General features: G+C 51.9%; 21 protein-coding genes. 17 read left to right on the forward strand and 4 right to left on the reverse strand.

Annotation, left to right across the window (positions count from 1 at the left end; genetic code table 11):
- The first annotated feature begins 50 nt into the window (after window positions 1-50).
- The 10 genes from LOS79_RS04460 (at window position 51) to LOS79_RS04505 (ending at window position 10505) form a co-directional block, all read left to right on the forward strand.
- Complete coding sequence (locus tag LOS79_RS04460) at window positions 51-704, forward strand: redox-sensing transcriptional repressor Rex (RefSeq protein WP_315416596.1); 654 nt, start codon at window positions 51-53, stop codon at window positions 702-704.
- Window positions 691-1992: an amidohydrolase gene (locus tag LOS79_RS04465; protein ID WP_315416597.1), complete on the forward strand. Its 1302-nt coding sequence runs from the start codon at window positions 691-693 to the stop codon at window positions 1990-1992. Before LOS79_RS04460 ends, LOS79_RS04465 begins: the two co-directional genes overlap by 14 nt.
- A 26-nt stretch (window positions 1993-2018) precedes the next feature.
- Window positions 2019-2540: a cell wall elongation regulator TseB-like domain-containing protein gene (locus tag LOS79_RS04470; RefSeq protein ID WP_315416599.1), complete on the forward strand. Its 522-nt coding sequence runs from the start codon at window positions 2019-2021 to the stop codon at window positions 2538-2540.
- 660 nt (window positions 2541-3200) lie between these two features.
- Window positions 3201-3743, forward strand: coding sequence for a hypothetical protein (locus LOS79_RS04475; protein WP_315416600.1), 543 nt, complete (start codon window positions 3201-3203; stop codon window positions 3741-3743).
- Window positions 3736-5238, forward strand: a complete 1503-nt coding sequence (locus LOS79_RS04480) for an AAA family ATPase (RefSeq protein ID WP_315416602.1) — start codon at window positions 3736-3738, stop codon at window positions 5236-5238. Before LOS79_RS04475 ends, LOS79_RS04480 begins: the two co-directional genes overlap by 8 nt.
- A gap of 132 nt (window positions 5239-5370) precedes the next feature.
- Complete coding sequence (locus LOS79_RS04485) at window positions 5371-6243, forward strand: 3-hydroxyacyl-CoA dehydrogenase family protein (RefSeq protein ID WP_315416604.1); 873 nt, start codon at window positions 5371-5373, stop codon at window positions 6241-6243.
- On the forward strand, window positions 6240-7448 hold the full coding sequence (locus LOS79_RS04490) for an acetate/propionate family kinase (RefSeq protein ID WP_315416605.1): 1209 nt from the start codon (window positions 6240-6242) through the stop codon (window positions 7446-7448). The genes LOS79_RS04485 and LOS79_RS04490 overlap by 4 nt, the downstream gene beginning before the upstream one ends.
- Before the next feature lie 21 nt (window positions 7449-7469).
- Window positions 7470-8765, forward strand: coding sequence for an asparagine--tRNA ligase (gene asnS, locus LOS79_RS04495; protein WP_315416606.1), 1296 nt, complete (start codon window positions 7470-7472; stop codon window positions 8763-8765).
- Window positions 8766-8792: 27 nt separating this feature from the next.
- Entirely contained in the window at window positions 8793-9560 is a 768-nt protein-coding gene (locus LOS79_RS04500) for a DnaD domain protein (RefSeq protein WP_315416607.1), read from the forward strand.
- Window positions 9561-9698: 138 nt separating this feature from the next.
- Entirely contained in the window at window positions 9699-10505 is an 807-nt protein-coding gene (locus LOS79_RS04505; RefSeq protein WP_315416609.1) for an AAC(3) family N-acetyltransferase, read from the forward strand.
- A gap of 447 nt (window positions 10506-10952) precedes the next feature.
- Here LOS79_RS04505 and proC read toward each other — a convergent pair whose 3' ends face one another.
- The 3 genes from proC to proB are packed head-to-tail and all read right to left on the reverse strand — an operon-like array spanning window position 10953 to window position 14269.
- Window positions 10953-11819, reverse strand: coding sequence for a pyrroline-5-carboxylate reductase (gene proC / locus LOS79_RS04510; RefSeq protein ID WP_315416611.1), 867 nt, complete (start codon window positions 11817-11819; stop codon window positions 10953-10955).
- A 41-nt stretch (window positions 11820-11860) separates the two neighbouring features.
- A complete protein-coding gene (locus LOS79_RS04515) occupies window positions 11861-13108 on the reverse strand; it encodes a glutamate-5-semialdehyde dehydrogenase (RefSeq protein WP_315416613.1) in 1248 nt (415 codons plus the stop codon).
- A gap of 57 nt (window positions 13109-13165) precedes the next feature.
- Window positions 13166-14269, reverse strand: a complete 1104-nt coding sequence (proB, locus tag LOS79_RS04520; RefSeq protein WP_315416615.1) for a glutamate 5-kinase — start codon at window positions 14267-14269, stop codon at window positions 13166-13168.
- A 444-nt stretch (window positions 14270-14713) separates the two neighbouring features.
- Here proB and LOS79_RS04525 point away from each other — a divergent pair, with 444 nt between their 5' ends.
- The gene (locus LOS79_RS04525) at window positions 14714-14911 is read left to right on the forward strand and encodes a hypothetical protein (RefSeq protein WP_315416616.1); all 198 of its coding nucleotides are present in this window, start codon (window positions 14714-14716) and stop codon (window positions 14909-14911) included.
- 82 nt (window positions 14912-14993) lie between these two features.
- On the opposite strand, the gene LOS79_RS04530 is transcribed toward LOS79_RS04525, so the two are convergent.
- The gene (locus tag LOS79_RS04530) at window positions 14994-15905 is read right to left on the reverse strand and encodes a LysR family transcriptional regulator (RefSeq protein ID WP_315416617.1); all 912 of its coding nucleotides are present in this window, start codon (window positions 15903-15905) and stop codon (window positions 14994-14996) included.
- A gap of 252 nt (window positions 15906-16157) precedes the next feature.
- On the opposite strand from LOS79_RS04530, the gene leuC reads away from it, so the two are divergent.
- The 6 genes from leuC (at window position 16158) to LOS79_RS04560 (ending at window position 25281) form a co-directional block, all read left to right on the forward strand.
- Window positions 16158-17582 carry a 3-isopropylmalate dehydratase large subunit gene (leuC, locus tag LOS79_RS04535; protein ID WP_315416618.1) on the forward strand — a complete coding sequence of 475 codons (1425 nt, stop codon included), beginning with the start codon at window positions 16158-16160 and terminating at the stop codon, window positions 17580-17582.
- A 32-nt stretch (window positions 17583-17614) separates the two neighbouring features.
- The gene (gene leuD / locus LOS79_RS04540; protein WP_315416620.1) at window positions 17615-18217 is read left to right on the forward strand and encodes a 3-isopropylmalate dehydratase small subunit; all 603 of its coding nucleotides are present in this window, start codon (window positions 17615-17617) and stop codon (window positions 18215-18217) included.
- Window positions 18218-18431: 214 nt separating this feature from the next.
- Window positions 18432-19991, forward strand: coding sequence for an N-acetylmuramoyl-L-alanine amidase family protein (locus tag LOS79_RS04545; protein WP_315416621.1), 1560 nt, complete (start codon window positions 18432-18434; stop codon window positions 19989-19991).
- A 262-nt stretch (window positions 19992-20253) separates the two neighbouring features.
- On the forward strand, window positions 20254-21702 hold the full coding sequence (locus LOS79_RS04550) for an N-acetylmuramoyl-L-alanine amidase family protein (protein WP_315416623.1): 1449 nt from the start codon (window positions 20254-20256) through the stop codon (window positions 21700-21702).
- 108 nt (window positions 21703-21810) lie between these two features.
- Entirely contained in the window at window positions 21811-22452 is a 642-nt protein-coding gene (locus LOS79_RS04555; RefSeq protein ID WP_315416624.1) for a GerMN domain-containing protein, read from the forward strand.
- A 42-nt stretch (window positions 22453-22494) separates the two neighbouring features.
- Entirely contained in the window at window positions 22495-25281 is a 2787-nt protein-coding gene (locus tag LOS79_RS04560; RefSeq protein WP_315416626.1) for an S-layer homology domain-containing protein, read from the forward strand.
- The last annotated feature ends 143 nt before the right edge of the window (window positions 25282-25424 follow it).

The following is a 25424-nucleotide window of genomic DNA, read 5'->3' on the forward strand; positions in this document are numbered from 1 at the left end:
GAAGTTAATAAATGAAGCGTTTGCTTACAAAACTTTTAGGAGGAGAAAACATGAAATCGGATAAAATATCGGAGGCCGTCGTGCGCAGGCTCCCAGTGTACCTGCGTTTCCTGAACGATCTCCAAAAACGTGAAATCTCTACAGTTTCTTCTCAGGAGCTGGGACAAAAGCTTGATCTGAACCCTGCCCAGATCCGCAAGGACCTGGCTTATTTCGGGGATTTCGGCAGAAAGGGCATCGGTTATGATGTCTCTTATCTCATAGAGAAAATCCGCCACATTCTGAAGCTGGACCAGCAAATTAATGTAGCGCTGGTAGGAGCCGGTAATCTCGGCCATGCCTTGTCCAATTACAATGCCTATCTGAAGGATACGATGAAGATCACGGCTATTTTTGATGCTTACGAGCCTAAAGTAGGCCAGCAGATCAACTCTCTGACCGTACAGCCGATGAATGAGCTTGGTGATACAATCCGCGCGCAGGGCATTCGTATCGGGATCATTACCGTACCGGACAGCGAAGCCCAGAATGTAGCGGATATCCTGGTGGATTCAGGGATTGAGGCTATTCTGAACTTTGCCCCGGTCATTCTGAAGACGCCGGCGAACATCCGGATTCACGCTGCCGACTTCACTACCGATCTGCAGAGTCTGGCTTATTATTTGCATGATGGAAAGGAAGAAGTGGCAGATGAGCAGCAATAAAACTGTTATTGAGAATGGCCGTTTCCTCGTTCCGGGCAGTGACCAGCCGGTGCTGAGCGGTTATATGACTATAGAAAATGATCTGATTACGTACATAGGTGAAGCTAAGCCTGTAACGGGTGAGGATTTCCAGGTCATCGACGGCAGCCGTCTGCTGTTCATGCCGGGTCTCATTAATACACACGGCCATGCAGCCATGTCGCTGCTCCGCGGGTATGGTGATGATATGGTCCTTCAAGCCTGGCTGCAGGAAAAAATGTGGCCGATGGAAGAGAAATTCACCGGTGATGATGTGTATTGGGGAACTTCGCTGTCCGTGCTGGAGATGCTGAAGAGCGGCACTACCACCTTCCTCGATATGTACGACCACATGGACCGGGTAGCGGAGGTTACGGAGCAGTCCGGAATCCGCGGCGTGCTGATGCGCGGCGTTATCGGCCTGTGTCCCGAAGAGGTGCAGAACCACAAGCTGGCGGAAGCGGTTGCTTTTGCCCGGAACTGGCATGGCAAGGCAGACGGCAGAATTACCTCGATGATCTCGCCGCATGCGCCTTACACCTGCCCTCCTGAGTTCTTCATGAGGTTTGTACAGGCTGCCCATGATCTGGACCTGCCGATGCATACGCATATGTCCGAAACCCTGCGTGAGGTAGAACAGAACGCGGCTGATTACGGACTCCGTCCGGTTGCACACCTTGAGAAGCTGGGCATGTTCACGCGTCCGTCCCTGGTTGCCCACGGTGTTCATCTGAATGATGAGGAGATCGGAATTCTTGCCCGCCATAATGTCGGCGTATCGCATAATCCCTGCAGCAACCTGAAGCTGGCCAGCGGCGTAGCCCGTGTTCCGGATTTGCTGAGAGCCGGTGTTAAGGTGTCACTCGGCACAGACGGTGCAGCCAGCAACAACAACCTGGATATGTTTGAGGAGATGCGGATGGCCGCGCTGATTCACAAGGGTGTGAGCGGTGATCCGACGGCCGTACCGGCACCGCAGGCGCTGCTGATGGCGACAGAATACGGGGCGCAGTCTATTTTCCTGAATAATATCGGGCGTCTTGCTGCGGGGATGAAGGCCGATTTCATCGCGATTGATATCGATCAGCCGCATTTGCTGCCGCACACGGATCTCTTGTCACATGCCGTATATTCAGCCAGCGGCAAGGATGTCGAGCATGTATGGGTGAACGGCAAGCAGGTTGTGAAGCACAAGCAGTGCCTTACCCTGGACGAAGAGGCTATCCGCCGTAAAGCGCAGGAAACGTTCGAAAATCTGCTTAAACGGTAATAGAGGTTATATAGAAAGGAAGCTGCATGTTGAAAAAGAGGAGAAAGTGGCTTCCGCTGGGGATCTCCCTGGTATTGCTCCTTCTGTTCGGACTAAGCCAGTTTTACGCCTACATTATGAAGGATCAGTGGAACGAGCGGAATGAAGCCAGGCAGCTTGCCAGAACGCAGGCCGGGCTGACGGAAATAACGAAGGCGCAGAAATCCATCTGGGATGAAAATTCAATCTACTGGGTCCTTACCGGCATCAATGACGCAGGTACAGAGCTGATGGTCTGGGTCCGCTTTACCACGGAAGGCAAGCCTGCCGGGGGAGAGAACGGGGTATATGCGGAAGAGATCAGTAAGGGAACCTCAGAGGCCCAGATCCGTGACAAGATCGCACGTGAGCTCCCGGGCATCACGATTAAACGGCTGCTGCCTGGTGTGTATAGCGGAGAATATGTCTGGCAGTTATTTTATAAAAAAGACGGGCGGTTCTATTACAGCTTTTACCGTTTCAGTGATGGCAGCGCCATTGGGGACGGTTACAGCCTGCCCATCCGGTAATAAAATACCGGCAGCATTCCATGCTTAATCAGGCGGGGGGACAAGGGATTGTTCTCCTGCTTTTTTTGTTAAAAACGCTCATGGGAGGCCGAAATGCATTACTTTACAACGTATATCCTTATGATTATGGGCAGTATTCTTTGCATCCGGTTGGGACGGAAGAGTGGAAGGAAGTCCCAAGTCATTATTGGTTATTTACTTCTGGCCTTTGAAATTATTTTGCCGGTACTCTCGTTTACGTTCGGATTGATTGATGGTTTGAAAGAAGGATAGCATCGATTGATATATTATAGTATATGTTGAAAGATATATTCATGATAGAGCTTGATGTATACGCAGAATTGTAAAATGAGGATAGAGTGAAGGCAACAGCAGTTCAGAGCAGGATTCTGAGCTGCTGTTTTTTATATTACGCCCAAACGGGGCTAATCTGAAGCAGCTCTTTTGCCGATAAAGAATGATAATCTTCTGAAACATCCAGAAATTAGTATCAAAAATTTTAAATATATTCACACTTTTCCGTAAAATCGTATATACACCTGTGATATACTACTATTTGTATCAAGGCATGCTTAAGAGCATGCGAGTTCGGAAACTGGACATGCTTGCTGGTCATTATTATAAATAATAGCTTGCTCATCTTTGAGAGGAGGACGTTTCTTGAAACTGCGTCTTATGCCTGTGCTTCTAACGTCTCTGCTGTCCGTTGCCCTGTTGTTTGGTGGCTGGTATGCTTACCGCCAGTTCGCTGTTCAGGAGCCGCTGCAAAAGCTTGTATCGTCCTATGAGGGCGTGAAGGATTCCCATATTACTATTAAACGCAATGAGGTAACTTTGAAACTTGATTTACAGCCGGGCACGAAATTGCGCGAGCTGGTGCAGTATGTCTCCAAAGAGGGCGGCTCCGCTATTAACGGCCGTACACTTAAGCTGGATGTGGAGCAGCACTCAAGCGCTCTGCTGGACGAGTACTGGGACAAGGCGATGTTCTCTGTGGCGGAAGCGATGGAGAGCCGGAAATATACCCTGATTCCCGCCAAGCTGGATGACCTGAAGGCAGAATACAGCCAGTACAGTGCAGTTACAGCAACTACTGAGATTGATGACAATAACGTATACGTAAGCCTGAGTGACGGGAAAGAGAGTAAATTTATTATTCTTCCGCGTACAGCGGCTGCGATGGGAGTGTGGAACAATGCCTAAGTGGTGGAAAGAGATTCTGGCCGGATTTGTTCCGGTGCTGCTCGTTTTTATGGCTTTTGTCGGAATTAATATTATCCCTGTAATCGTTGCAGCCGGCATGGTTGCTGCCCTTCTGTTCATTGCCCATGCGCGCGGCGGTCTTACGGTTAATGCCGGTGCGGATAAAAAACGCAAAAAAAGCGGCCCTGCCAAGCTGACGTTTGAACAAATCGGCGGCCAGGACAATGCGAAGCAGGAGCTGCGCGAGGCGCTGGATTTCCTGATCCGGCACGAAGAAATCAGCAAATTCGGGATTCGTCCGCTCAAAGGGATTCTGCTTACAGGCCCTCCGGGGACCGGTAAGACGCTGATGGCTAAAGCTGCAGCGCATTATACCAATTCCGTATTTGTGGCGGCTTCAGGCAGTGAGTTTGTAGAGATGTATGTCGGTGTCGGTGCCGGACGTATCCGTGACCTGTTCAAGGATGCCCGCACGCGCGCACTGAAGGAGAACAAGCAGAGCGCCATTATTTTTATTGATGAAATTGATGTCATCGGCGGGAAGCGTGAAGGCGGACAGCAGCGTGAATATGATCAGACGCTCAATCAGCTGCTGACGGAGATGGACGGGATTTACAACAATGAGACCCCGCGGATTCTGCTGGTCGCAGCAACGAACCGTAAGGAAATGCTCGACTCGGCACTGCTGCGCCCGGGACGCTTCGACCGCCACATCCAGGTGGACATGCCTGACAAGAAGGGGCGCAAGTCGATCCTTGATCTGCACGCCAATAACAAGCCGCTGCATGAGAGTGTTGATCTGGATAAAATCGCCGAGGAGGCTTACGGCTTCTCCGGTGCCCAATTGGAGAGCGTGATGAATGAGGCGGCAATCTACATGATGCGTGAGAATCTCACCGAGGTGGAGCAGCGTCATCTGTCGATGGCGATTGATAAGGTAATGATGGGTGAGAAGACTGACCGCGAGACCAATCATGAAGAGAAGCAGCGGGTAGCGATTCATGAGCTTGGACATGCTATTATGGCTGAGCTGCTGCGTCCGGGAAGCGTCAGCCAGGTCACACTGACTCCGCGCGGACAGGCTCTCGGGTATGTAAGGCATAACCCGCAGACAGAGCAGTATCTGTATACGAAGGATTATCTGGAGCATCAGATTATGATTGCACTGGGCGGAGCGGTAGCTGAGGAGATGTATTACGGCGGGCGCAGCACCGGTTCGCGCGGCGACTTCGACCAGGCGCTGAATATTGTGGAGACGATGATGAAGTCAGGTCTTACCTCACTCGGTATTGCCAATCTGCAGATGGTGACGACCGAAGAGCTGATGAAGGAGAACAGTAAGATCCTGGATGAGCTGATGGCCCGCACCAGAGATCTGCTGAACAAGCAAAGAAATGTATTTGATTACTCCCTTGACATTTTAATGAAGGAGGAAGTTCTCTCCGGGGAGCAATTTCGTTGTCAATTTCGTGACAGTGTCCTTTTACCGGCATAATTCTTTATGCCGGTTATTTTTTTTTACTTTTCAGACATGCTAAGATATTATTATATGTCGGGCTACTTATTTTTTTCGACAGACAAGGTACAATACAAAAGTATAGATACCTGAAAGGATGGAGACTTTTAAATGAATTTTAAGAAGATTGGTGTCATCGGCGGTGGCACAATGGGCCAAGGCATTGCTGAAATGCTGGCAGCCAAAGGCCTGGATGTAATGCTGGTGGAGAAAACTGCTGAAAGATTGAACTACTCCTACGAAATGATTGAGACAAATCTCGACAAGCAGCTGGAGAAATGGGCGATTACCCAGGCGGAGAAGAAACTGATTCTCGGCCGCATTCAAAAAGTGACACATTTTGCTGAGCTCAGCTCCTGCGATATGGTTATTGAGACCATCGTTGAGGACCTGGAAGCGAAGCAGAAGGTATTTAATCAGCTCGACCAAGTATGTCCGAGCCACATAATCCTTGCCAGCAATACCTCGACCCTCAGCTTGACTGAGCTTGCCAGTTCTACTATGTATCCGGAGCGCGTAATCGGCATGCACTTCATTCATCCTGTAGGCAAGGTTGATCTCGTAGAAATCGTGCGCGGACTGAAAACTTCAGACAGCACGTTTGAAGATACCAAAGCCTTTGTAGATGAGGTTGTAGAGAAGAAGGGCGTAATGATTTATGAATCCCCGGGATTCGTAACTTCACGCCTCATTTGCCTGTTCATTAACGAAGCTATGCATGTCCTGCAGGAAGGTGTCGCTTCCCCTGAGGATATTGATGATGCTATGCGCATCGGCTACCAGTTCCAGAACGGGCCGCTTGAAATGGCAGACCGCTTCGGTCTGGATTCCGTCCTTGCCGCACTTGAGAATATGTTCCGTGAATACGGCGAGCTTAAGTACCGCCCTTCTACAATTCTTAAGAAGATGGTGCGTGCAGGACAACTGGGAACAAAATCAGGCGAAGGCTTCTTCAAGTATGACAAGGATGGTGACCGGATATGAAAGTACTAGTAATTAATGCAGGCAGTTCTTCTTTGAAATATCAGCTCTATGACATGACAGATGAATCCGTACTGGCTAAAGGTCTGGTTGAGCGGATCGGGATGGACTCCTCCATTCTGAACCACAAGCCAACCGGCAAGCAGGAGGTTACTGAAGTTAGTGAGATTCTGGAGCATACTACAGCTATCCGTAAAGTTCTGGCTAACCTGACTGATAAAGAGCATGGTGTAATTGCATCCATTGATGAAATCAATGCTGTAGGGCATCGTGTGGTACATGGCGGAGAGAGCTTTAAGGAATCTGCACTCGTAACACCTGAAGCCAAATCGGAAATCCGCCGGCTCTTCGACCTGGCGCCGCTGCATAACCCGGCCGCTTTGCTCGGGATTCTTGCCGCAGAGAGCAATATGCCTGGTGTGCCTCAGACCATTATTTTTGATACTGCATTCCATCAGACTATGCCGGAGAAGGCTTATTTGTATGCTATTCCAAGAGTGCTATACAGCAAATATAAGATCCGCCGTTACGGCTTCCACGGAACTTCCCATGATTATGTAAGCAAGGCTGCTGCAGAGTTTGTCGGACGCCCGCTTGAAGAGCTGAAGATTATTACTTGCCACATCGGTAACGGTGCGAGCCTGACGGCTATTGATGGCGGTATCTCAGTCGATACTTCTATGGGGATGACCCCGCTTGAAGGACTGATGATGGGTACGCGCAGCGGTGATATTGACCCGGCAATTGTCCCTTATGTAATGAATAAGGAAGAACTGACTCATGGTGAAGTGAACTCCATGCTTAACAAGCACAGCGGTATGCTGGCCATTTCCGGCATCAGCAGTGACATGCGCGAAATTATCGACGGATACGAAAAAGGCGAGCCGAATGCTTCCCTGGCCTTTGAAATGTATGAATACCGTCTCCGTAAATACATTGGAGCTTATGCAGCAGCACTGAATGGTGCGGATATTATCGTCTTCACAGCCGGCGTAGGTGAGAATGCCTCCCTGCTGCGCGAGAAAGTATTGAACAACCTTACCTATCTGGGTATTGAGCTTGATGCTGAAGCCAATAAAGTTCGCTCCGGTGATCCGCGCCGTATCTCTACAGAGAGCTCCAAGGTACAGGTGCTTGTGGTTCCAACGAACGAAGAGCTTGTCATTGCACGTGATACTTACCGTATTGTGCAAGGAATTAACGGCTAATTTAGAGGAGAGATTTCAGGCATGGCTAACAAGAGTGTAATTAAACGCGTAAATGAGCATGTCGGAGAGAGTGTTGTAATCGGCTGTTGGGTGAACAACAAGCGCTCCAGCGGTAAAATCCAGTTCCTGCAGCTCCGGGATGGTACAGGCTATATCCAGGGTGTTGTAGTGAAGTCGGAAGTGCCTGAGCAGGTCTGGGACGATGCGAAGAGCCTTACCCAGGAAAGCTCACTGTATGTTACGGGCATTATCCGTGAGGAGCCGCGCAGCCAGTCCGGTTATGAAATGACAGTTACCGGGATTGAGGTATTGCATCTTACCGAGAATTATCCGATTACCCCGAAGGAGCATGGCGTTGATTTCCTGATGGATCACCGGCATCTCTGGCTGCGTTCCTCCAAGCAGCGGGCGGTAATGGTCATCCGTGCGGAAATTATCCGTGCGGTTCAGCAATTTTTCAACGAGAACGGGTTCACCAAGGTTGATCCGCCGATCCTGACCCCAACGTCAGCTGAAGGGACAACCAACCTGTTCCATACGAAATATTTCGAAGAGGATGCGTACCTGACCCAGAGCGGACAGCTGTACATGGAAGCTGCTGCAATGGCTCTTGGACGCGTATACTCCTTCGGGCCAACCTTCCGGGCGGAGAAATCCAAAACCCGCCGCCACCTGATTGAGTTCTGGATGATCGAACCGGAAATGGCGTTCACAGAGCATGAAGAAAGCCTGCGCGTGCAGGAGGATTTCATCAGCTTTGTAGTGCAGTCCGTGCTTACGAACTGCCGTGCCGAGCTGGAAGCGGTCGGCCGCGATGTCTCCAAGCTGGAGAATATCAAAGCTCCGTTCCCGCGGATCAGCTATGACGATGCCATTAAATTCCTGAATGAAAAAGGTTATGAAATCGCCTGGGGCGATGACTTCGGAGCACCTCATGAAACGGCAATTGCCGAGCTGAGCGACAGACCGGTGTTCATTACCCATTATCCGGCGTCCTTCAAGGCCTTCTACATGAAGCCGCATCCTGAACGCCCTGAGGTTGTACTGTGCGCGGATATGATTGCTCCTGAAGGCTACGGGGAGATCATCGGCGGCTCGCAGCGTATTGACGATCCGGCGCTGCTGGAGTCACGGTTCAAGGAGCATAATCTTTCAATGGATACCTACAAATGGTACATGGATCTCCGCACCTATGGTACCGTTCCGCACTCCGGCTTCGGCCTGGGGCTGGAGCGTACTGTAGCCTGGATCTGCGGCCTTGACCATGTTCGTGAGACGATTGCCTTCCCTCGTACACTGTATCGTCTCTACCCGTAAAATAGGGTGGCTTAAGGGGGCATGAGTATGGACGGAAAAGGATGGAGAATCTGGGGTGAAGGTGCAGCCTTCGGCCTGGAGAACGGAATGGCCGTCATTCCTTACGCTCTCTTGAAATATTACCGGAAGCTGGATCTGACCGGCAGTGAGGCTATGCTGCTGATTCATCTGCTCTCGTTCAGACAGGTGGAGGGGATAGACTTCCCTTCTCTGGAAGAGCTGCAGACCGTAACCGGACGCAGTATTCCCGTGATTGCCGGAGAGCTGCAGAAGCTTATGAAGGAAGGGTTCATCAGCATCGACGGAGATAATGACGAGCTGAGGGATATCCATTATGAGCGCTACAACTTCTCCGGCCTATACGGTAAGCTTGGCGCTTATCTGGCAGAGGTCTCACAGGAGCAGTCCCAGGAGAACCGCAGCCGGGATGACAGCGGTCCGGGTTCCCGGTCAGCTGTGCGCTATTCCGGGGCTTCAGCACCGGAAGGCGGCTATGGCCGCGCGGCTGGAGCAGGGGAGCAAGAGGCTGAGGAGAGCCGCAGCCTGTTCAGTATCTTCGAGAAGGAATTCGGCCGGCCCTTGTCTCCGATGGAATGTGAGACTATTTCCTGCTGGGTAGACGAAGACCGCTATCCTGAGGAGCTGATCCTGCTCGCGCTCAAGGAGTCTGTCTTCGCCGGCAAGGTTCATTTCCGCTACATTGACCGGATTCTGCTGGAGTGGGCCCGCAACCGGGTGAAGAATGCCCAGGATGTCAAAGCGTATTCCCAGAAATTCCGCAGTGGCGGACGATAAGTCATATCATTGTTATGCCTGACATAGATTAATCTGAACTTAAGGGCACTGCTTTCCAGATTACCGGAGACAACCCCGCAGAATACTGCGGGGTTGTCTTTTTTACATAAGTATCGATACTTGAAGGGAGTAGAGAGGATGAACAACGTTAACGAACCAATTCTGATGTTGTCAAAGGAAGATTTGAAGAAGCAGTTGGCGGCCGGCGGATTAAAGGCAGGGCAGAATGTGCTTGTGCATGTTTCACTCCGCAGCCTGGGTTATGTTATCGGCGGGGCTGAGACATTGATCCGTGCGCTTCTGGAGCTTGTAGGTGTAACTGGTACCCTGATGATGCCTTCACAGACATGGAAGAATCTCGATCCGCTGACAGGGGTGCACTGGGAGGTGCCTGCGGAAGGCTGGCCGCTGATCCGTGCAGAGTGGCCTGCTTACGATAAGGAGATTACTCCGGCAGTCGGGATGGGTGTCGTGGCCGAAATGCTCCGTAAATGGCCGGGTGCCGCAAGATCAGACCATCCCGCCCGCTCCTTTGCTGCAATAGGCAGACATGCGGAGTTTCTGACGGATAATCATGATCTCAGCAATATCTTTGGCTCGGGCTCACCGCTGGACAGACTGTATCAGCTGAATGGTCATATCCTGCTGATCGGAGTAGGCCATGACAAGAATACTTCCCTGCACTTAGCTGAAACCCGGGCGGATTTCCCCGGGAAGCATATGGTTGAGGAGAGCAGTGCGGTTCTTGTTAATGGTGTCCGTGAGTGGGTGACCTATCCGACGTTGGCTGTGGATGACAGTGATTTCATCGTGCTGGGGCAGGCATATGAGCAGGCAGTAAAGCTTCAGCCAGTACAGGTTGGACATGCACAGGTAAGGTTCATGGAGCAGAGGTCCTTGGTAGACTGGGCAACATTGTGGATGCAGGAGAACAGGAAGGGCTGAGGGAAACAGAAACAGCGTTGCGGAAAGGAGCATGAACACCGCCGCGCGGACTCTTCGGGTACTACGGACACCACGGCCCTTATGAGCTCATTATCGGGCCATTTGGCGGGTTTGCGAACACCACAGCCCTTATTTTCCACTTTTGGAGTGATGTATCCACTTTTCTGGCGAAATAACGGCGCTGGTGTCCGTAGAGGCCGTCACAAAGGTGCTTTCTGCAGGTTTAACGTCTCTCCTGTCCGTAACGCTAAACTATGTACTTGAACACCGTTGCGGGACTGGCTGCTTTATTGACGGAGAGCCAGAGGGAACCCATGCCCTTGATTCCTCTTGCCTTATCCCAAAAACAGCCCGCAATCTGCTTATAAATAAAGCAGACCGCGGGCTGTTTCTACAGGAATCTCATAAGTACAGGACAACAATAGTACACGGACCATTATCAAAGAATTATTGCAATTCTTTCTCCAGCGCCGCACCCATTTCGCGGGAACGCTCGGCGCAGCGGCTGACGGCAGAGATGACGGTTTCGAAAAAGTCACCGCGTTCCAGCACTTCAATCGCCGCCTGGGTTGAGCCATTCGGTGAGGTAACCTTTTTGCGGAGGGCGGCGGGTTCTTCACCGGTCTGCTGCACCATCCGGGCTGCTCCCAGCACAGTCTGGACGGTCAGCTCGCGGCTCTGTTCAAGCGGCAGTCCGCCGCGGATCCCGGCCGCAATCATCGCTTCCATCATGTAGTAAATATAAGCCGGTCCGCTTCCGGAGATACCGGTCAAGGTTTCCATCCGTTCTTCGTCGATTACGGCGGTTAAACCGACAGCCTCGAAGATATTAAGCGCAGTGCGGCGGCTCTGCTCGTCCACTTCTTTGGAGAAGGCGATGCCGGTGGCACCAAGACCGATGGAGCTTGAGGTGTTGGGCATCGAACGGACAATAGGCTGAGGAGTGCCCAGGAGACCCTGCATAGTGCGGATCGTCAGCCCGGCAATCACAGAGATTACCAGCTGATCCGGTGTAAGTATTGGACCGAGTGCCCGCAATGCTTCAGCAGCATCTTTCGGTTTCATCGCGAGTACGATGACTGGTGCTGTACGCAGAGCTTCTGTTTTTTGCTCCGGGTCATTATAGCCGAGCACGCCGTAACGGCTGCGCAGCTCAGCCAGCCGTTCACTGCTGCTGCGGTTCAGCATGATGATTTTGCCGGATTCAACTACATTCCTTGCGATCAATCCGCGCACAATTGCCTCAGCCATTGAGCCTGCGCCATAAAAAACAATATTATCATTGATAAGCGGTATGGATGGTTGCTGACACATGGCTGGTAGTCCCCCTAAATGGTTTATATAATATATGATTCTTATCCCCTAATCTGGCCTGAACCATGGATAATATACTTGCATGAAGTCAGGGCAGGCAGTCCCATAGGACCACGGGCATGAAGCTTCTGGGTACTGATGCCGATCTCCGCGCCGAAGCCGAATTCAAAGCCGTCAGTAAACCGGGTGGAGGCGTTATGATACACGGCAGCTGCATCGACCTCCTGAAGGAAGCGGGCAGCCTGGCTGCTGTCCTCAGTCACAATACACTCAGAGTGCTTGGTGCTGAACTCGGCGATATGCGCCAGCGCTGCGTCCAGAGTGTCAACGATTTTCACATTGAGAATGTAGTCGTTGTACTCTGTAGCGAAGTCCTCAGCCGTCACCGGTAAAGCCCACGGTACAAGGGCCAGCGTGTCCGGACAGCCGCGCAGTTCCACACGGGCTTCACGGAAAGCCACGGCCAGCGCCGGCAGATGAAGGACGGCATAATCCCGGTGAATCAGCAGGGTCTCCATGGAATTGCACACCGAAGGCCGCTGTGCTTTCGCATTCAGGCTGATGCGCTGCGCCATGCCTGGCTCAGCACTTGCATCGAGATAAGTATGGCATATGCCTGCACCGGTTTCAATTACCGGCACCGTGGCGTTCATCACTACATTCTGAATCAGTGAGCTGCCTCCGCGCGGGATAATAACATCCAGCAGGCCGTTCAGCTTCAGCATCTCATCAACGGAAGAACGGTTAGGATCTTCGATCAGCTGCAGCGCATCCGGCGGAACTGAAGTGCCGGCCAGAGCGCGGTGCAGCACCTGAGTGATTGCCCGGTTGGAGGAGAGGGCGGAGGAGCCGCCGCGGAGCACGACAGCATTGCCTGTTTTGAGACAGAGTCCGGCAGCATCGACAGTGACATTAGGGCGGGCTTCATAGATGATGCCGATCACGCCAAGCGGCACGCGGACTTTCTCAATATGCAGGCCATTCGGCCGGTCAATGGTTTCAAGCATATCACCAACCGGGTCCGGCAAAACGGCGATCTGCTGCAGCCCCTCAGCAATCCCGTCAATCCGCCGGACATCAAGCGCCAGCCGGTCCAGCATGGACTCCGGCGTTCCGTTCATGCGGCCGCGCTCCAGATCTTCAGCATTCGCTGCAATAATATAGTCCGCTTCTGCGCGCAGTGCTGCGGCCATGACCAGCAGGGCTTCATTCTTCTGTCCGGTAGTCAGGCCGGCGATCACACCTGTGGTCGCTTTGGCCAGCGTTACTTTGGTTACTACTTCACTCATGTAGATTCCTCCTATAAAGTATTGGGAACGGGTAGCATACACTTAAGTCCTCTATTACTAGCGCAGTGTAATCCATTCATCGCGGTGGATAACCTCAAGCCGGTGAACCTCGCCCAGCTTAGGAACGATTTCGCGGCTGGGCAGTCCTTGAATGCTCCGCAGCTGGGTATCATCATAATTGACGATGCCCCGGCCAAGCAGCGCCGCATCGGGACCCAGCACCTCTACGACATCGCCGGAATGGAAGCTGCCTTCAATCCGTTTGACTCCGACCGGCAGCAGACTGTGCCCGCCATGCAGCAGGGCCGTCACCGCTCCTTCATCCACATAAAGGGATCCGAGCGGGGTGGACATGAAGCCCAGCCATTGCTTCTTGACCGGAAGTGAGGAGAGGGAGGTGTCGAAATAAGTGCCTCTGCCGGTACCTGCTGCAGCAAGCGACAAATCGCCGGGTTCAGTGGCTCTGCCAATGAATACGGGAACACCGCCCCGGGTGGCGATTTTGGCGGCATCGATCTTGGAACGCATGCCGCCGGTGCCTACGCTTGTGCCTGCACCGCCGGCAATGGCATAAATCTCCGGTGTGATTTCTTCAATATGCTGATACCGGACTGCATCCGGATGCTTGCGCGGGTCACCGCTGTATACGCCGTCCATATCGGTCAGAACGAGCAGGCGCGTCGCCTTCAGCAGATTGGCGACAAGCGCAGAGAGAGTATCATTATCGCCGAACTTCAGCTCGTCTACCGAAACGGTATCATTCTCGTTAAATACAGGAACCGCACCCTGCCGCAGTAATTCTTCTACAGTCATCATCGCGTTGTTCATGGCCCGGCGGCTGCAGAAGTCGGTACGGGTCAGCAGAATCTGCGCCGTAGGAATACCGTGCCGGGCGAAGGCTTCCTGGTAAGCCTGCATGAGCATCACCTGTCCGACAGCCGCTGCAGCCTGCTTCTCATGCAGCAGCTTCGGCCGTGACGCATAGCCGATTCCCCGGAAGCCGGCGGCCACGGCACCAGAGGTGACCAGAAGCACTTCACAGCCTTCTTTGCGCAGTGCAGCTATCTCAGAAGCGAAGAAGCTGACGGCATCACGGTTTAATCCCCCTTCTGGGCCGCTGAGTGAGCTGCTGCCTATTTTGACCACGATTCGTGTCGTCATTGTCTTTCACTTTCCTCTCACAAATAAAATCGCTGCAAACCTGAAAATGACAAAAAGCCCCCATCCTAAGACTTAGCAAAGGACGAAAGCTTGTTAACTTCCGCGGTACCACCTTCATTGATGAGGGTTCATCCGACTTCATTCTCATAACGGGAGTTTCCGTCCTGACTGGGCAGGCCGCTCGGGGGTAGGATTCAGAATGGACATCTGCGGTAAATTCTCCCAGCCTTCCGGAATTTACTCTCTGTACGCGGATATACGCCAATTCTTACTGGTCCCGTCTGCACGTTTCACTATTTGTCCTTTAGAATACCATGGGCAAGCCGGGTTTGCAAAGAGCAGCCAGGGTAATATTTTTCCGGCCGCTGCAGGTGCGAATTACATGTTTAGCTGCCGGGGGAACGGGTAAAATACTTATAATCTGTTACCAGGAGGTGGATTGATGTGAGCAAGAGCGACAATGTCCAGCAGGAACAGAACCAGAATGCCAAGGAAGCCGCCGAGTTCCAAAATAAGGCCATCAGAGAGTTTGTAGAGGAGAAAGCGGAGGATACCCGCAGCAGAGGGCCGGTGGATGAGAGTACTTCCCGCATGCCTGATGACCAGAACCGGATGATCACCCAGCATAATTTGCGTAAATAGGCAGTCCGCAATTGCGGGCTGCAGCCATATAAGCCCAATCAGCTGCTTGTAGAGCCGGTTGGGCATTTTTATGACAGACAGATTATTCGCCGGCCAGTCCGGTAACGGTGTCCTTGAAGGTCTCAATGAAAGCTTCAGCAGCGCGGGATAAATAGCGGCCCCGCCGGTAGGCGACAACCAGGGTGCGTCCGGGTACCGGTTCAGCCAGGGGCAGGTACACAGGCACGAATTCACTCCGCGGTGCACGGGCGATGAAGCGGGGAACGAGCGTTACGCCCATTCCGGCTGCGACGAGCGATTGAACCGTCTCCATATTGCTGCTCTCAAAAACAATCTGCGGCTCGAATCCGGCTTCCCGGCACAGCTCCACCGTCATTTTGCGGAAGCCCTGGCCTTCTTTCAGGACGATAAACGGCTCATCCTTAAGCTCTGATAATGAAGTGCGGATCCCTTGCAGACTCCGCGGAGCCAGCGGATGATCGGGCGGAACGGCCAGATCAATCCGCTCCTCGCCAAGCACCTCGTAAGCCAGCGTCGGAATTTCCAGCGGGAGCGACAGCAGGCTAAGATCAGTCTGGCCGCTGGCTGTCAGCTTCTCCAGATTCATGGAGGAATCCTCGAGCAGGGTGATTTCAATTTCGGAATATTTATTTTTGAAGACAGGCAGCACACGGGGCAGCAGATGCGCTCCGGTAATCGGCATGCTGCCGACCACTACCCGCCCGGTTCGCAGCTGGGAGATATCGGACATCTCCTGGCGCAGCAGCTCCACAGCGTCAATAATAGCCTGGGCCTGCTCAACGAACTTCTCTCCGGCATGGGTCAGCTCAACGGAGCTGGTATTGCGCTGGAAGAGCAGTACGCCCAGCTCCTTTTCCAGCTTGGAGAGCTGCTGGCTGAGTGAAGGCTGGGCGAGATGCAGCTTGTCGGCAGCACGGGAGAAATTCCGCTCGGCTGCAATCTGCAGTGCATATTGCAATTGTCTAAGTTCCATACATAAGCTCCTTCAATACCAGTCATTTACCTATAAGTACTATAAGTATATCCTATAACAGGGTTCATTAGTATAGGTGTTTAATTTCCCCGTTCTGCAAAATGGTTAACAAAGCTTATAGTCGCAGCCTATGAACCCTATAGAAATCATATCTTGGAATTATAAACACGCTGATGTTATATTTAGAGCATTCAAGAGAGACTCCACTCTCTCTTCCAAGTGGAACGATCCTACTATTATGAGGTGAAAGCAATGGGCAACAAGACAATGTTTGAGAAGATTTGGGACAATCACGTTATTCATCAGGAAGAAGGCAAGCCTAGTATCATTTATATCGATCTGCACCTGGTTCATGAGGTTACTTCTCCACAAGCGTTTGAAGGTCTGCGGCTGAGCGGCCGCCAGGTCCGCCGTCCGGGTCTGACCTTTGCAACCATGGACCACAACGTACCAACCAAGGACCGTTACAACATTACAGATCCTATCTCCAAGCAGCAGATTGATACGCTTTCGCAGAACTGCCGTGATTTTGGCGTAAGACTGTTCGACCTGAATGATATTGACCAGGGTGTTGTTCACGTTATGGGCCCGGAAATCGGCCTGACGCATCCAGGTAAGACGATTGTCTGCGGTGACAGCCATACCTCCACTCACGGTGCATTTGGCGCACTGGCTTTCGGAATCGGGACCAGTGAGGTTGAGCATGTACTGGCGACCCAGTGTCTGCAGCAGTCGAAGGCCAAGACGATGGAAGTGCGTTTCACTGGCAGCCGTAACCCGGGAGTAACAGCCAAGGATATGATTCTCGGCGTTATTGCCAAGTACGGTACAGACTTCGCTACAGGATATGTTATTGAATATACGGGCCAGGCTATCCGTGATCTGTCGATGGAAGAGCGCATGACGGTCTGCAACATGTCGATTGAAGGCGGGGCAAGAGCCGGACTGATTGCGCCGGATGAGACTACATTCAACTATCTGCGCGGACGCCAGTATGTGCCGCAGGGCGAAGCATACGATGCCGCTGTAGAGAGCTGGAGAGGTCTTGTAAGTGATGAAGGCGCACAGTACGACACTGTAGTGGAATTCGATGTGGAAACGCTGATTCCGCAAGTAACCTGGGGTACCAGCCCGGGGATGGGTACGGATATCAACTCGACAGTTCCGAACCCTGCAGATTTCACAACCGAAAATGAACGTAAAGCCGCTGAAAAAGCGCTTGAATATATGGATTTGGCTCCTGGAACGCCTATCTCTGAGATTGGCATTGACTATGTCTTCATCGGTTCCTGTACAAATGGACGGATCGAAGATCTGCGGGCTGCTGCACAGGTAGCCAGAGGACACAAGGTATCTGACAAGGTTACAGCGATTGTAGTTCCCGGCTCCGGACGCGTGAAAATGCAGGCGGAAAAGGAAGGTCTCGACAAGGTGTTCACCGAGGCTGGCTTTGAATGGCGTGAAGCGGGCTGCAGTATGTGCCTGGCGATGAACCCTGACGTTCTGCAGCCCGGACAGCGCTGTGCTTCAACGTCAAACCGTAACTTTGAAGGGCGTCAAGGACGCGGCGGACGTACACATCTCGTATCTCCGGCGATGGCGGCTGCAGCGGCAATCAAGGGCCGGTTCACTGATGTCCGTGACTGGAATTACATGACGGAAGCTGTCAACGCATAGATACTTTGAGAGAGAGCGGGAGGAAATAAATTATGGAAGCCTTCAAAAAATTAACAGGAATCGTAGCCCCGGTTGACCGGGTAAATGTGGATACGGATGCGATCATCCCTAAGCAGTTCCTCAAACGGATTGAACGTACCGGATTTGGACAATTTCTTTTCTACGAATGGCGGTTTGATGAAGCGGGAAATGACAACGCGGCGTTCGAGATGAACAAGCCGCGTTATCAGGGAGCTTCCGTGCTGATCTCACGCGCGAACTTTGGCTGCGGCTCGTCACGTGAGCATGCGCCTTGGGCAATTATGGATTACGGGTTCAGAGTTGTCATTGCACCTTCTTACGCGGATATCTTCTACAATAACTGCTTCAAGAACGGTATTCTGCCGATTAAGCTGTCCGAGTCACAGGTAGATGACCTGTTCAGCCGCACTGCTGAACATGACGGCTACTCGCTTACCGTAGATCTTGAGAACAAAGTGCTGAGTGATGATTACGGCCTGTCTATTGCAATTGAGCTGGATGAGCACCGCCGCCAGTTCCTGCTGCAGGGCCTTGATGATATCGGCCTGACGCTTAAGCATGCTGATGAAATTGCCGCATACGAAGAACGTCATGCTGCTAAATTATTCGGATAGGTTCACCAGCAGTCAATCAGGCAAATCCGTGAGCAGCTGGCGAAGAAATTCGTAAACTTTACAAATTTTACACAAAACTTCTATTTCCGGCTGTCGGAAATAGAAGTTTTTTTGCTATAATCGATATATTCATAACGGGAAAGGCAACTTTTAGGAAATTCTGTCGTCTTAATCTTATCTATGGATCTATCAACTGACAAAAGGAGAGGAAAGGATGAAGCGAGCTGGACAACGGGTATTATTGCTATTGCTGCTGCCCCTCTTACTGCTGACATTCACCGGACATGAAGCTGCCGCAGCCGGAAGCACGGCAGGCCGCATTGTGATGGACAGCAAGGAGCTGGCACTGCCCAAGGGAGTGATCCTGGAGAACGTAAATGGAAGCGTTATGATTCCGATCCGGGTTGTCGTGGAGAACCTTGGTTTTGAGGTGCTGTGGGAGCAGACGACCCGCAAGGTAACTGTCCAGCAGGACGGTAAATCTGTACAGCTTGCAGTGGGAAGCAAAACTGCTGAAGCTGACGGCGTGAGCCTGTCGCTCAATGCCGCCCCGAAGCAGAACGGCGGGACTGTTCTGGTGCCGATCCGTTTTGTAAGCGAGCAGTTCGGACTGAGTGTCGGCTGGGATAATACGGATAAGACAGTGTACTTAAGCGGTGGAATTCCAAGTCAAACCCCGGAACCGGTAACTACTGATCCGCTGCCTTCTGCTACACCGGCCCCTGCAGCCGCTGTGACGGTGCCTGCTCCATCGCCGCTGCCGGAAGACAATGACAGCACGGAAGAGCATGGCGGCAGCATTATCGCCACTCCCGCGCCTGTAGTTACTTCTCCGCAGGTAAAGGGAGCCGTATTCAGTGAGAACCGCCTGATTATTGCTGTTGCCGGAGGGGCCAAGCCTACGGTCACGAAGGTTACCGGACCTGACCGGATTGTAGTAGATTTCCCGGGAGCAGCCTTTGCCTCCGACTTCAGCGGCAGCTTTCCGGGTGTATCAACCGGAGGCAGTCCGCAAGGCAAGCTGGATGTGAGCGGTTATCCGCAGGTTACAGAGATCCGCTATGCCCTGTTCAGCAACAGTCCATCAACGGTCCGGTTTGTAATTCAGACCGCCGGCCCCCAGAATTATCAGGTGAGCACGGACGACAGTACAGGACTCATTACGGTGGATCTTAATACGGTGAATAACGGTACGGGGACTGTGGTGAATCCGGAACTGAACGGCAGACCGGTTGTAGTACTGGATGCGGGTCATGGAGGAACACAGCCGGGAGCGGTCAGTCTTACAGGCAAGGCGGAGAAAGCCTTCAACCTAGCGGTCATCCTGAAGGCTGGGGCCATTCTGGCCCAGGAGGGCTGGGCCGATGTAGTCTATACGCGCACGGATGATGCGACCCTGGATTTGAAGGGGCGTGTAGCCATCGCTGAAGCCGCGAAAGCGACCCTGTTCATCTCGCTGCACGGAAATTCACTCGCAGCAGAGTACCCGAACCGGGACAAGGTGAACGGCAGTGAAACTTATTACAGCCGCAGTGAGAGTCTTCCGCTGGCCCAGATTATGCAGAAGCATCTGGTTGCCGGTACCGGCTTCAAGGACAACGGAGTCCGCTCCAAGAGTCTCCATGTAACCAGGGAAACAAGCATGCCGGCTGTGCTGCTTGAGGCAGGTTATCTGACGAATCCGGGAAATGAAGCGGCCATGTACAGCGAGCAGATGCAGGATAATCTTGCCCGTGAGATTGTAGCCGGAATTCGGGAATATCTGGGTCTTTAACGCCCGCGGCAAGGGAGCTGCGGCCAACTGCATTATGTCCGGATAACAAGAATTTATAGTTTATTAATGCTAGCGTATCCTTCAGTTAATAAGAGAAACGGAACCTTCCCAATCTACAGACGGCACAGCCGTTTCTGCTTGCAATGGTATATATTCGCAACTTTTAGGTTCTTTAGGCGTCTAAACTATGTCGAAGGTTGTCAGCTGGAATGTCATCAAGATCGCTCGTAAGGGCGGAATACTAGAGTCTTAGAGGTGAAGAATGAAGAAATTTGCTAGTGTGCTGTTGCTGCTGCTCTTTGTATTAATTCTGCCGGAGCATGGACAAGCTGCTTCCGCCGGGTCCAGCAAGATCTTCCTGGATGGACAGGAGCTGACCGCAGGGCAGGATGTTCAGGTGGAGAATGTAAACAACTCCATCATGGTGCCCCTAAGAATGATCGCTGAGAACCTTGGATACAAGGTGGACTGGAACCAGACAAGCAAGACCGTTACAATTGAACAGCAGGGCAAGACGATGCAGCTGATTGTGAATCAGACTGCGGCCTCTGTTGACGGCAAGACCGTAATGCTGACTACCGCCCCGCTCCTGCGCAGCGGTACGACTCTTGTGCCCATCCGGTTTATCGGCGAGCAGTTTGGCCTGACGGTGAAGTGGGACAACGTTAATAAGATTGTAGATCTTATTACCCCGGTTACTTCTGAGCCTAACACGGGTACAGGCGGCAGCGGTGAAGGAGACGGGGGAGACACGGTTGTTGTGCCGCCGAACGGCGGAACAAACGGCCTGAGCATGGTGAACGGGATCAGCTTTAATGAGAACCGGCTGACGATTGCTTTGGACGGTAACGCCCAGCCTGCTATTTCCAAAGCAGGCAGCCCGGAGCGGCTGATCATTGATCTGCCGAATGCCACGTTCTCAGATATGTTCGGCACAGGGCAGCAGCTTGACCCGAACCTGAACGGTAAGCTGACGATTACGGATTATCCGGATGTGTCGGGTGTGCGGTACTCTTTATACAGCACCACTCCATATACCGTGCGTTTTGTAATTGACCTTAACACTCCCAAAAATTATAGTGTTGAAATTTCAGGAGATACCTCTAAGCTGATTGTTATTGATTTGAATGCGCAGAGTACCGAGGATACCTCTACACAGCCCGGCAACAGCGGGCGGAAGCTGGTTGTCCTTGATGCCGGTCATGGTGCCAAGGATTCAGGCGCTGTCGGCGTTACCGGTAAATATGAGAAGAATTTCAATCTGGCCGTCATCTTGAAAGCGGCGGAGTTGCTGAGACAGGAGAACAAAATCGACGTAGTGCTGACACGCAGTGATGATACCTTCCTTGAGCTGAAGGACAGAGCAGCGATTGCCAACAACCTCAAGGCTGATTTGTTCATTTCCGTCCATGCCAACAGCAGCAATTCCTCAGCAGCGAGCGGAACGGAAACATACTACCAGCGGGATGCGAGCAAAGCTCTGGCGAATGTGATGCACAAGTATCTCATGCAGGCCACCGGACTTAGTGACCGGGGGGTGCGTTACGGTAACTTCCATGTCATCCGTGAAACGACCATGCCTGCAGTATTGCTTGAAGTGGGCTACCTCAGCAACAAGAATGATGAAGCGCTGCTGTTCACAGAGGCACTGCAAAACAATGTCGCTGCTTCGATGGTCAGAGGAATTAAGGAATATCTCGGGATTCAATAATAACGGGCGGCAGCCAGGGCCGCAAAGTCGGCTTGGAGCATACCGTTCAGGTTACAGGGACTTTGCGGCCTTGTACTGCCCATATTCATCTAAGGGGGTTATGTTGTGATGAACAAGAAATGGATATATACAGGTGCAGCTGTGCTGCTGCTATTAGTAATTTCGGGCTGCGGGGATAAGCCTGCTGCTGCCCCGGCAGATTCAGCGGGGCAAGTAGTCAGCGGAGCAGAAGGAAATGCGGACAGCGGCGGCAATAATACACCGGCAGCTACAAGTACGCCTGAGCCGGCGCCTCCGGCAGCAACCGAAGCACCGGCAGCTACAGAGAAGCCTGCAGAGCCCGCGAAGCAGAGCCAGACGATCCAGGTCTATTATACCGACCCGCAGCAGAGTGATCTTGTAGCTGCAGAGGTTCAAGTTAGCTTCACAGATGACAAAGAAAAATTCACGGAAGCCTTCAAAGCGCTGCAGAACAGCAGCAATGCCGACCAGATTCCGCTCTGGGGCAAAATTGAACTGAAATCTTTAGAGTTCTCGAATGGACAAATTGTGCTGGATGTTCACAAACCGGATGAAGCACAGCTTGGAGCCGGCGGTGAGGCGCTGGCCATCAGTGCACTGTCACAGACCTTCTTCCAGTTTGCCGAAGTGAAGAATATTGATGTTCTGGTGGATGGAGAGCAAGTGGACAGCCTGATGGGCCATGTCGATCTTGTTCATCCGATGACCCGGGAGAATAACGGGCTGTAACAGCTGCACGGAATACGGGTACAAGCTTAGATGGTTTAGCCCATGATGAAATCAGATGATCAGAGAGAGGGGAATACCGTATTGTCTCGTCCAAAAAAAGTAAAACGCAGCATTAGATCCTATTCTGCCAAAGCGGTCTCAGCCGTTCTGGCCGGCACCATGGTACTTGGCGGCGCCGGGGCGGCTTTTGCCGACACCTCTGCAACGGCAGCTCCATCCGCAGCGGTAACTACCCAGACGGCAGCGGCTGCAAGCATCTTCAGTGATGTCAAATCAGGCTTCTGGGCTGAGAAGCATATCTACAAACTGGCTTCGCAAGGAATTGTAGTCGGCAATAACGGCTTATTCCGTCCGGGAGACCCGGTTACCCAGCAGGAAGCGGTTCTGATGGCTTTGCGTTTCATGAAGCTGCAGGGCAATGTGAATTTGAACACCGATGCAGCACTCCCGACAGATTTTCAGGTATCTAATTATTATAAGCCCTATGTAATTCTTGCTTTCCAGCAGGGCCTGCTCGATAAAACAGTTGAAATGACTGCAGACAATCTGAAGACCTCCTGGGGGGAACGGAAGGCCAGCCGGGAGTGGATTGCTGAAATTCTGATCCGGGCGCTTGGGAAAAGTGCACAGGCTGCTGCCGTAGCCGGAGAACCTACCGGTTTTGCCGATGATTCCAAAGTATCTGCCAGCAAACGCGGATATATTAATACGGCGGTTGATCTGGGGCTGGCTAACGGGCTCGACGGAAACCGGTTTGATCCGCAGGGTGCTGTAACCCGGGCACAGCTGGCAACCTTCTTCAGCCGTGCTCAGGCCCACAATACGCTGGAATATGATAATACATTCAAGGGCACCGTCAGTGCGCTGAATGCCGGCAAGCTGTCGCTCTACAGCAACGGCAGAACCTCGGAGTTCACGCTTAATGCGAATACGGCTTATTTCACCAGTACTTCCGAGACACGTATCTCTCTGAATGAGATTCAGCCATATACCAAGGTTACGGTGATCGGAGCTACATATAATGCAGCTTACGTAGAGCTGACTGATCCTACGCAGCAAGTTGACCAGGCAGAGGGTACTTTTGCCAAGATCTCTTCGGGTATTATCTGGGTAGATTCAGCTTTGGGTTATGATCAATATGAATATGATGCCGGCACATTATTCAACGATGTAAACGGAACCGTAATCCAGCCTGCAGCCATTACTGCAGGAAGCAAAATCAGAGTAACCCGTGAAACGTACAGCGGCAATCATAAGGTTATCAAGGTACAAGTGACCTCCGGTGTAGTTAACAAAACGGCTGCAGGCAGCATCCAGAGTGTAGATACGGCAGCCAAGAGCATTACGTTCAAGCTTGCAGACGGCACGACAGAAGTCTTCAAATGGGAAGAAGGAGTGTCCCTGTTCAGCTCCCAGAATTCCATTATCGGGCCGGCAGATCTGAAGGCGGGTGCCGCTGTCTCGTATACGGTCAAGGATAATCTGATCCGTTCCGTAGAGGTAACCTCAGGGATCGAGCGTACAGTCAAGGGCTTCATCTATGAATTAACCGGTTCAACCATTGTCTATCAAAAAACGGACGGTACCCGTGAGGTCAAGCTGCTGGCAGATAAACCGGCCATTGTGATTCCTAATATTGCGAATCCGGCCGCTGCCGATCTGATCGCTGATAAAACAGGCGGTGACAATGTGCAGCTAACGCTGAACAGCAGCGACCAGGTTACCAAGATTGAAGTGTTAAGCCGGCAGATTGACCAGTTTACCGGGGCTACAGTGGTGGACTTCAATGTTAAGACGCAGCTGCTCACGTTCACTGATTTTAACGGTAAAGCGCATGTAATCAAGCTGGATACAAGCACAAAGATGGCTTATGACGGGGTCCCGACGACTTCAATTACCAGCATGGGAGCAAGAATGACTGAGAACCGGAAGGTGGATGTTACGGCCATCAATGACCGGGCACTGTCGGTTGAGCTGTCCACCAAATATACCGGTACGCTGACTGCAATAAATGCCTCGACCAAAACGATCATCTTTAAACTGGCTAACGGCCAGCTGATGACGATGGGTTATCCGCAGGCTGTGGATATTTTCGGCAAGACAGGTGCAACCATGTCGGATGTGGCAATAAATGTACCGGTAACGGCTGTTCTCACCGGCAATCAGGAGATTATTTCCGTGCTGCGCGTAGCCTCGGCTTCCCAGCATGAGGTGACAGGCGTGAACGCCGGAGCCAATAAACTTACAGTCAAAGTAACAGGGGGAACCAGTGACCTGTATCTGGCGGCTGTTCCGCTAACCAATGAAGCCGGCCAGAGCATCACGATCAGCGAAATCAAAACAGGCGATTATGTAAATGTGAATTTTGACGGCTCTACTGTGGTATCCCTGCAGGCGGTTAAACAGTATTCGGGGCAAATCACTTCCTTGGATGCGGCTGCGGGAACGTTCACCATTAAGGATTATACAGGCGCTTCCCAGCCGTTTAATGCCAGTGCCGGCGTGCAGATTATCCGCGATGGTACAGCTACCACGGCTTTAAGCGGATTGACGACAGCTGACCGGGTTATTGTGCGTAAGGATGCAAACGGGATTATCAAAATTTCCGTACTCAGCCAGCTCAGCCGGACCTTCTCCCGTTATGAGAGTGCAAGCAGTGAGATTCTGACCAAACGGGCCACACTTAATGATACTTACCGCTATGTACTGGCTGCAAATGCATATATTCATCAAGGTGACACGACTTTATCCGTGCAATCTCTTAAAGAAAATGATAATATTATAATGTATTTCAATAATGACAAGATCGTAGAAATAGTGAAACAATAATTGTTTTGGTGCTTTTCTGTTAGAAACACCGTCTTGCTCCAGGGGATTAACTGGAGCAAGACGTTTTTTTTGAAATATAAGATTAGCAGTATGTTCGCTTGAACGCTAAGAAAGTATACGATATAATGTATTCTTTGCTTATA

The organism is Paenibacillus sp. MMS20-IR301, from assembly GCF_032302195.1.
Taxonomy (GTDB): Bacteria; Bacillota; Bacilli; order Paenibacillales; family Paenibacillaceae; genus Paenibacillus_AQ.

Excerpts from the sequence above, each read along its gene's own strand:
- LOS79_RS04460 (WP_315416596.1), top strand. The coding sequence starts at position 51 with ATGAAATCGGATAAAATATCGGAGGCCGTCGTGCGCAGGCTCCCAGTG.
- LOS79_RS04465 (WP_315416597.1), top strand. The coding sequence starts at position 691 with ATGAGCAGCAATAAAACTGTTATTGAGAATGGCCGTTTCCTCGTTCCG.
- LOS79_RS04470 (WP_315416599.1), top strand. The coding sequence starts at position 2,019 with ATGTTGAAAAAGAGGAGAAAGTGGCTTCCGCTGGGGATCTCCCTGGTA.
- LOS79_RS04480 (WP_315416602.1), top strand. The coding sequence starts at position 3,736 with ATGCCTAAGTGGTGGAAAGAGATTCTGGCCGGATTTGTTCCGGTGCTG.
- LOS79_RS04485 (WP_315416604.1), top strand. The coding sequence starts at position 5,371 with ATGAATTTTAAGAAGATTGGTGTCATCGGCGGTGGCACAATGGGCCAA.
- LOS79_RS04490 (WP_315416605.1), top strand. The coding sequence starts at position 6,240 with ATGAAAGTACTAGTAATTAATGCAGGCAGTTCTTCTTTGAAATATCAG.
- asnS (WP_315416606.1), top strand. The coding sequence starts at position 7,470 with ATGGCTAACAAGAGTGTAATTAAACGCGTAAATGAGCATGTCGGAGAG.
- LOS79_RS04500 (WP_315416607.1), top strand. The coding sequence starts at position 8,793 with ATGGACGGAAAAGGATGGAGAATCTGGGGTGAAGGTGCAGCCTTCGGC.
- LOS79_RS04505 (WP_315416609.1), top strand. The coding sequence starts at position 9,699 with ATGAACAACGTTAACGAACCAATTCTGATGTTGTCAAAGGAAGATTTG.
- proC (WP_315416611.1), bottom strand. The coding sequence starts at position 11,819 with ATGTGTCAGCAACCATCCATACCGCTTATCAATGATAATATTGTTTTT.
- LOS79_RS04515 (WP_315416613.1), bottom strand. The coding sequence starts at position 13,108 with ATGAGTGAAGTAGTAACCAAAGTAACGCTGGCCAAAGCGACCACAGGT.
- proB (WP_315416615.1), bottom strand. The coding sequence starts at position 14,269 with ATGACGACACGAATCGTGGTCAAAATAGGCAGCAGCTCACTCAGCGGC.
- LOS79_RS04530 (WP_315416617.1), bottom strand. The coding sequence starts at position 15,905 with ATGGAACTTAGACAATTGCAATATGCACTGCAGATTGCAGCCGAGCGG.
- leuC (WP_315416618.1), top strand. The coding sequence starts at position 16,158 with ATGGGCAACAAGACAATGTTTGAGAAGATTTGGGACAATCACGTTATT.
- leuD (WP_315416620.1), top strand. The coding sequence starts at position 17,615 with ATGGAAGCCTTCAAAAAATTAACAGGAATCGTAGCCCCGGTTGACCGG.
- LOS79_RS04545 (WP_315416621.1), top strand. The coding sequence starts at position 18,432 with ATGAAGCGAGCTGGACAACGGGTATTATTGCTATTGCTGCTGCCCCTC.
- LOS79_RS04550 (WP_315416623.1), top strand. The coding sequence starts at position 20,254 with ATGAAGAAATTTGCTAGTGTGCTGTTGCTGCTGCTCTTTGTATTAATT.
- LOS79_RS04555 (WP_315416624.1), top strand. The coding sequence starts at position 21,811 with ATGAACAAGAAATGGATATATACAGGTGCAGCTGTGCTGCTGCTATTA.
- LOS79_RS04560 (WP_315416626.1), top strand. The coding sequence starts at position 22,495 with ATGATGAAATCAGATGATCAGAGAGAGGGGAATACCGTATTGTCTCGT.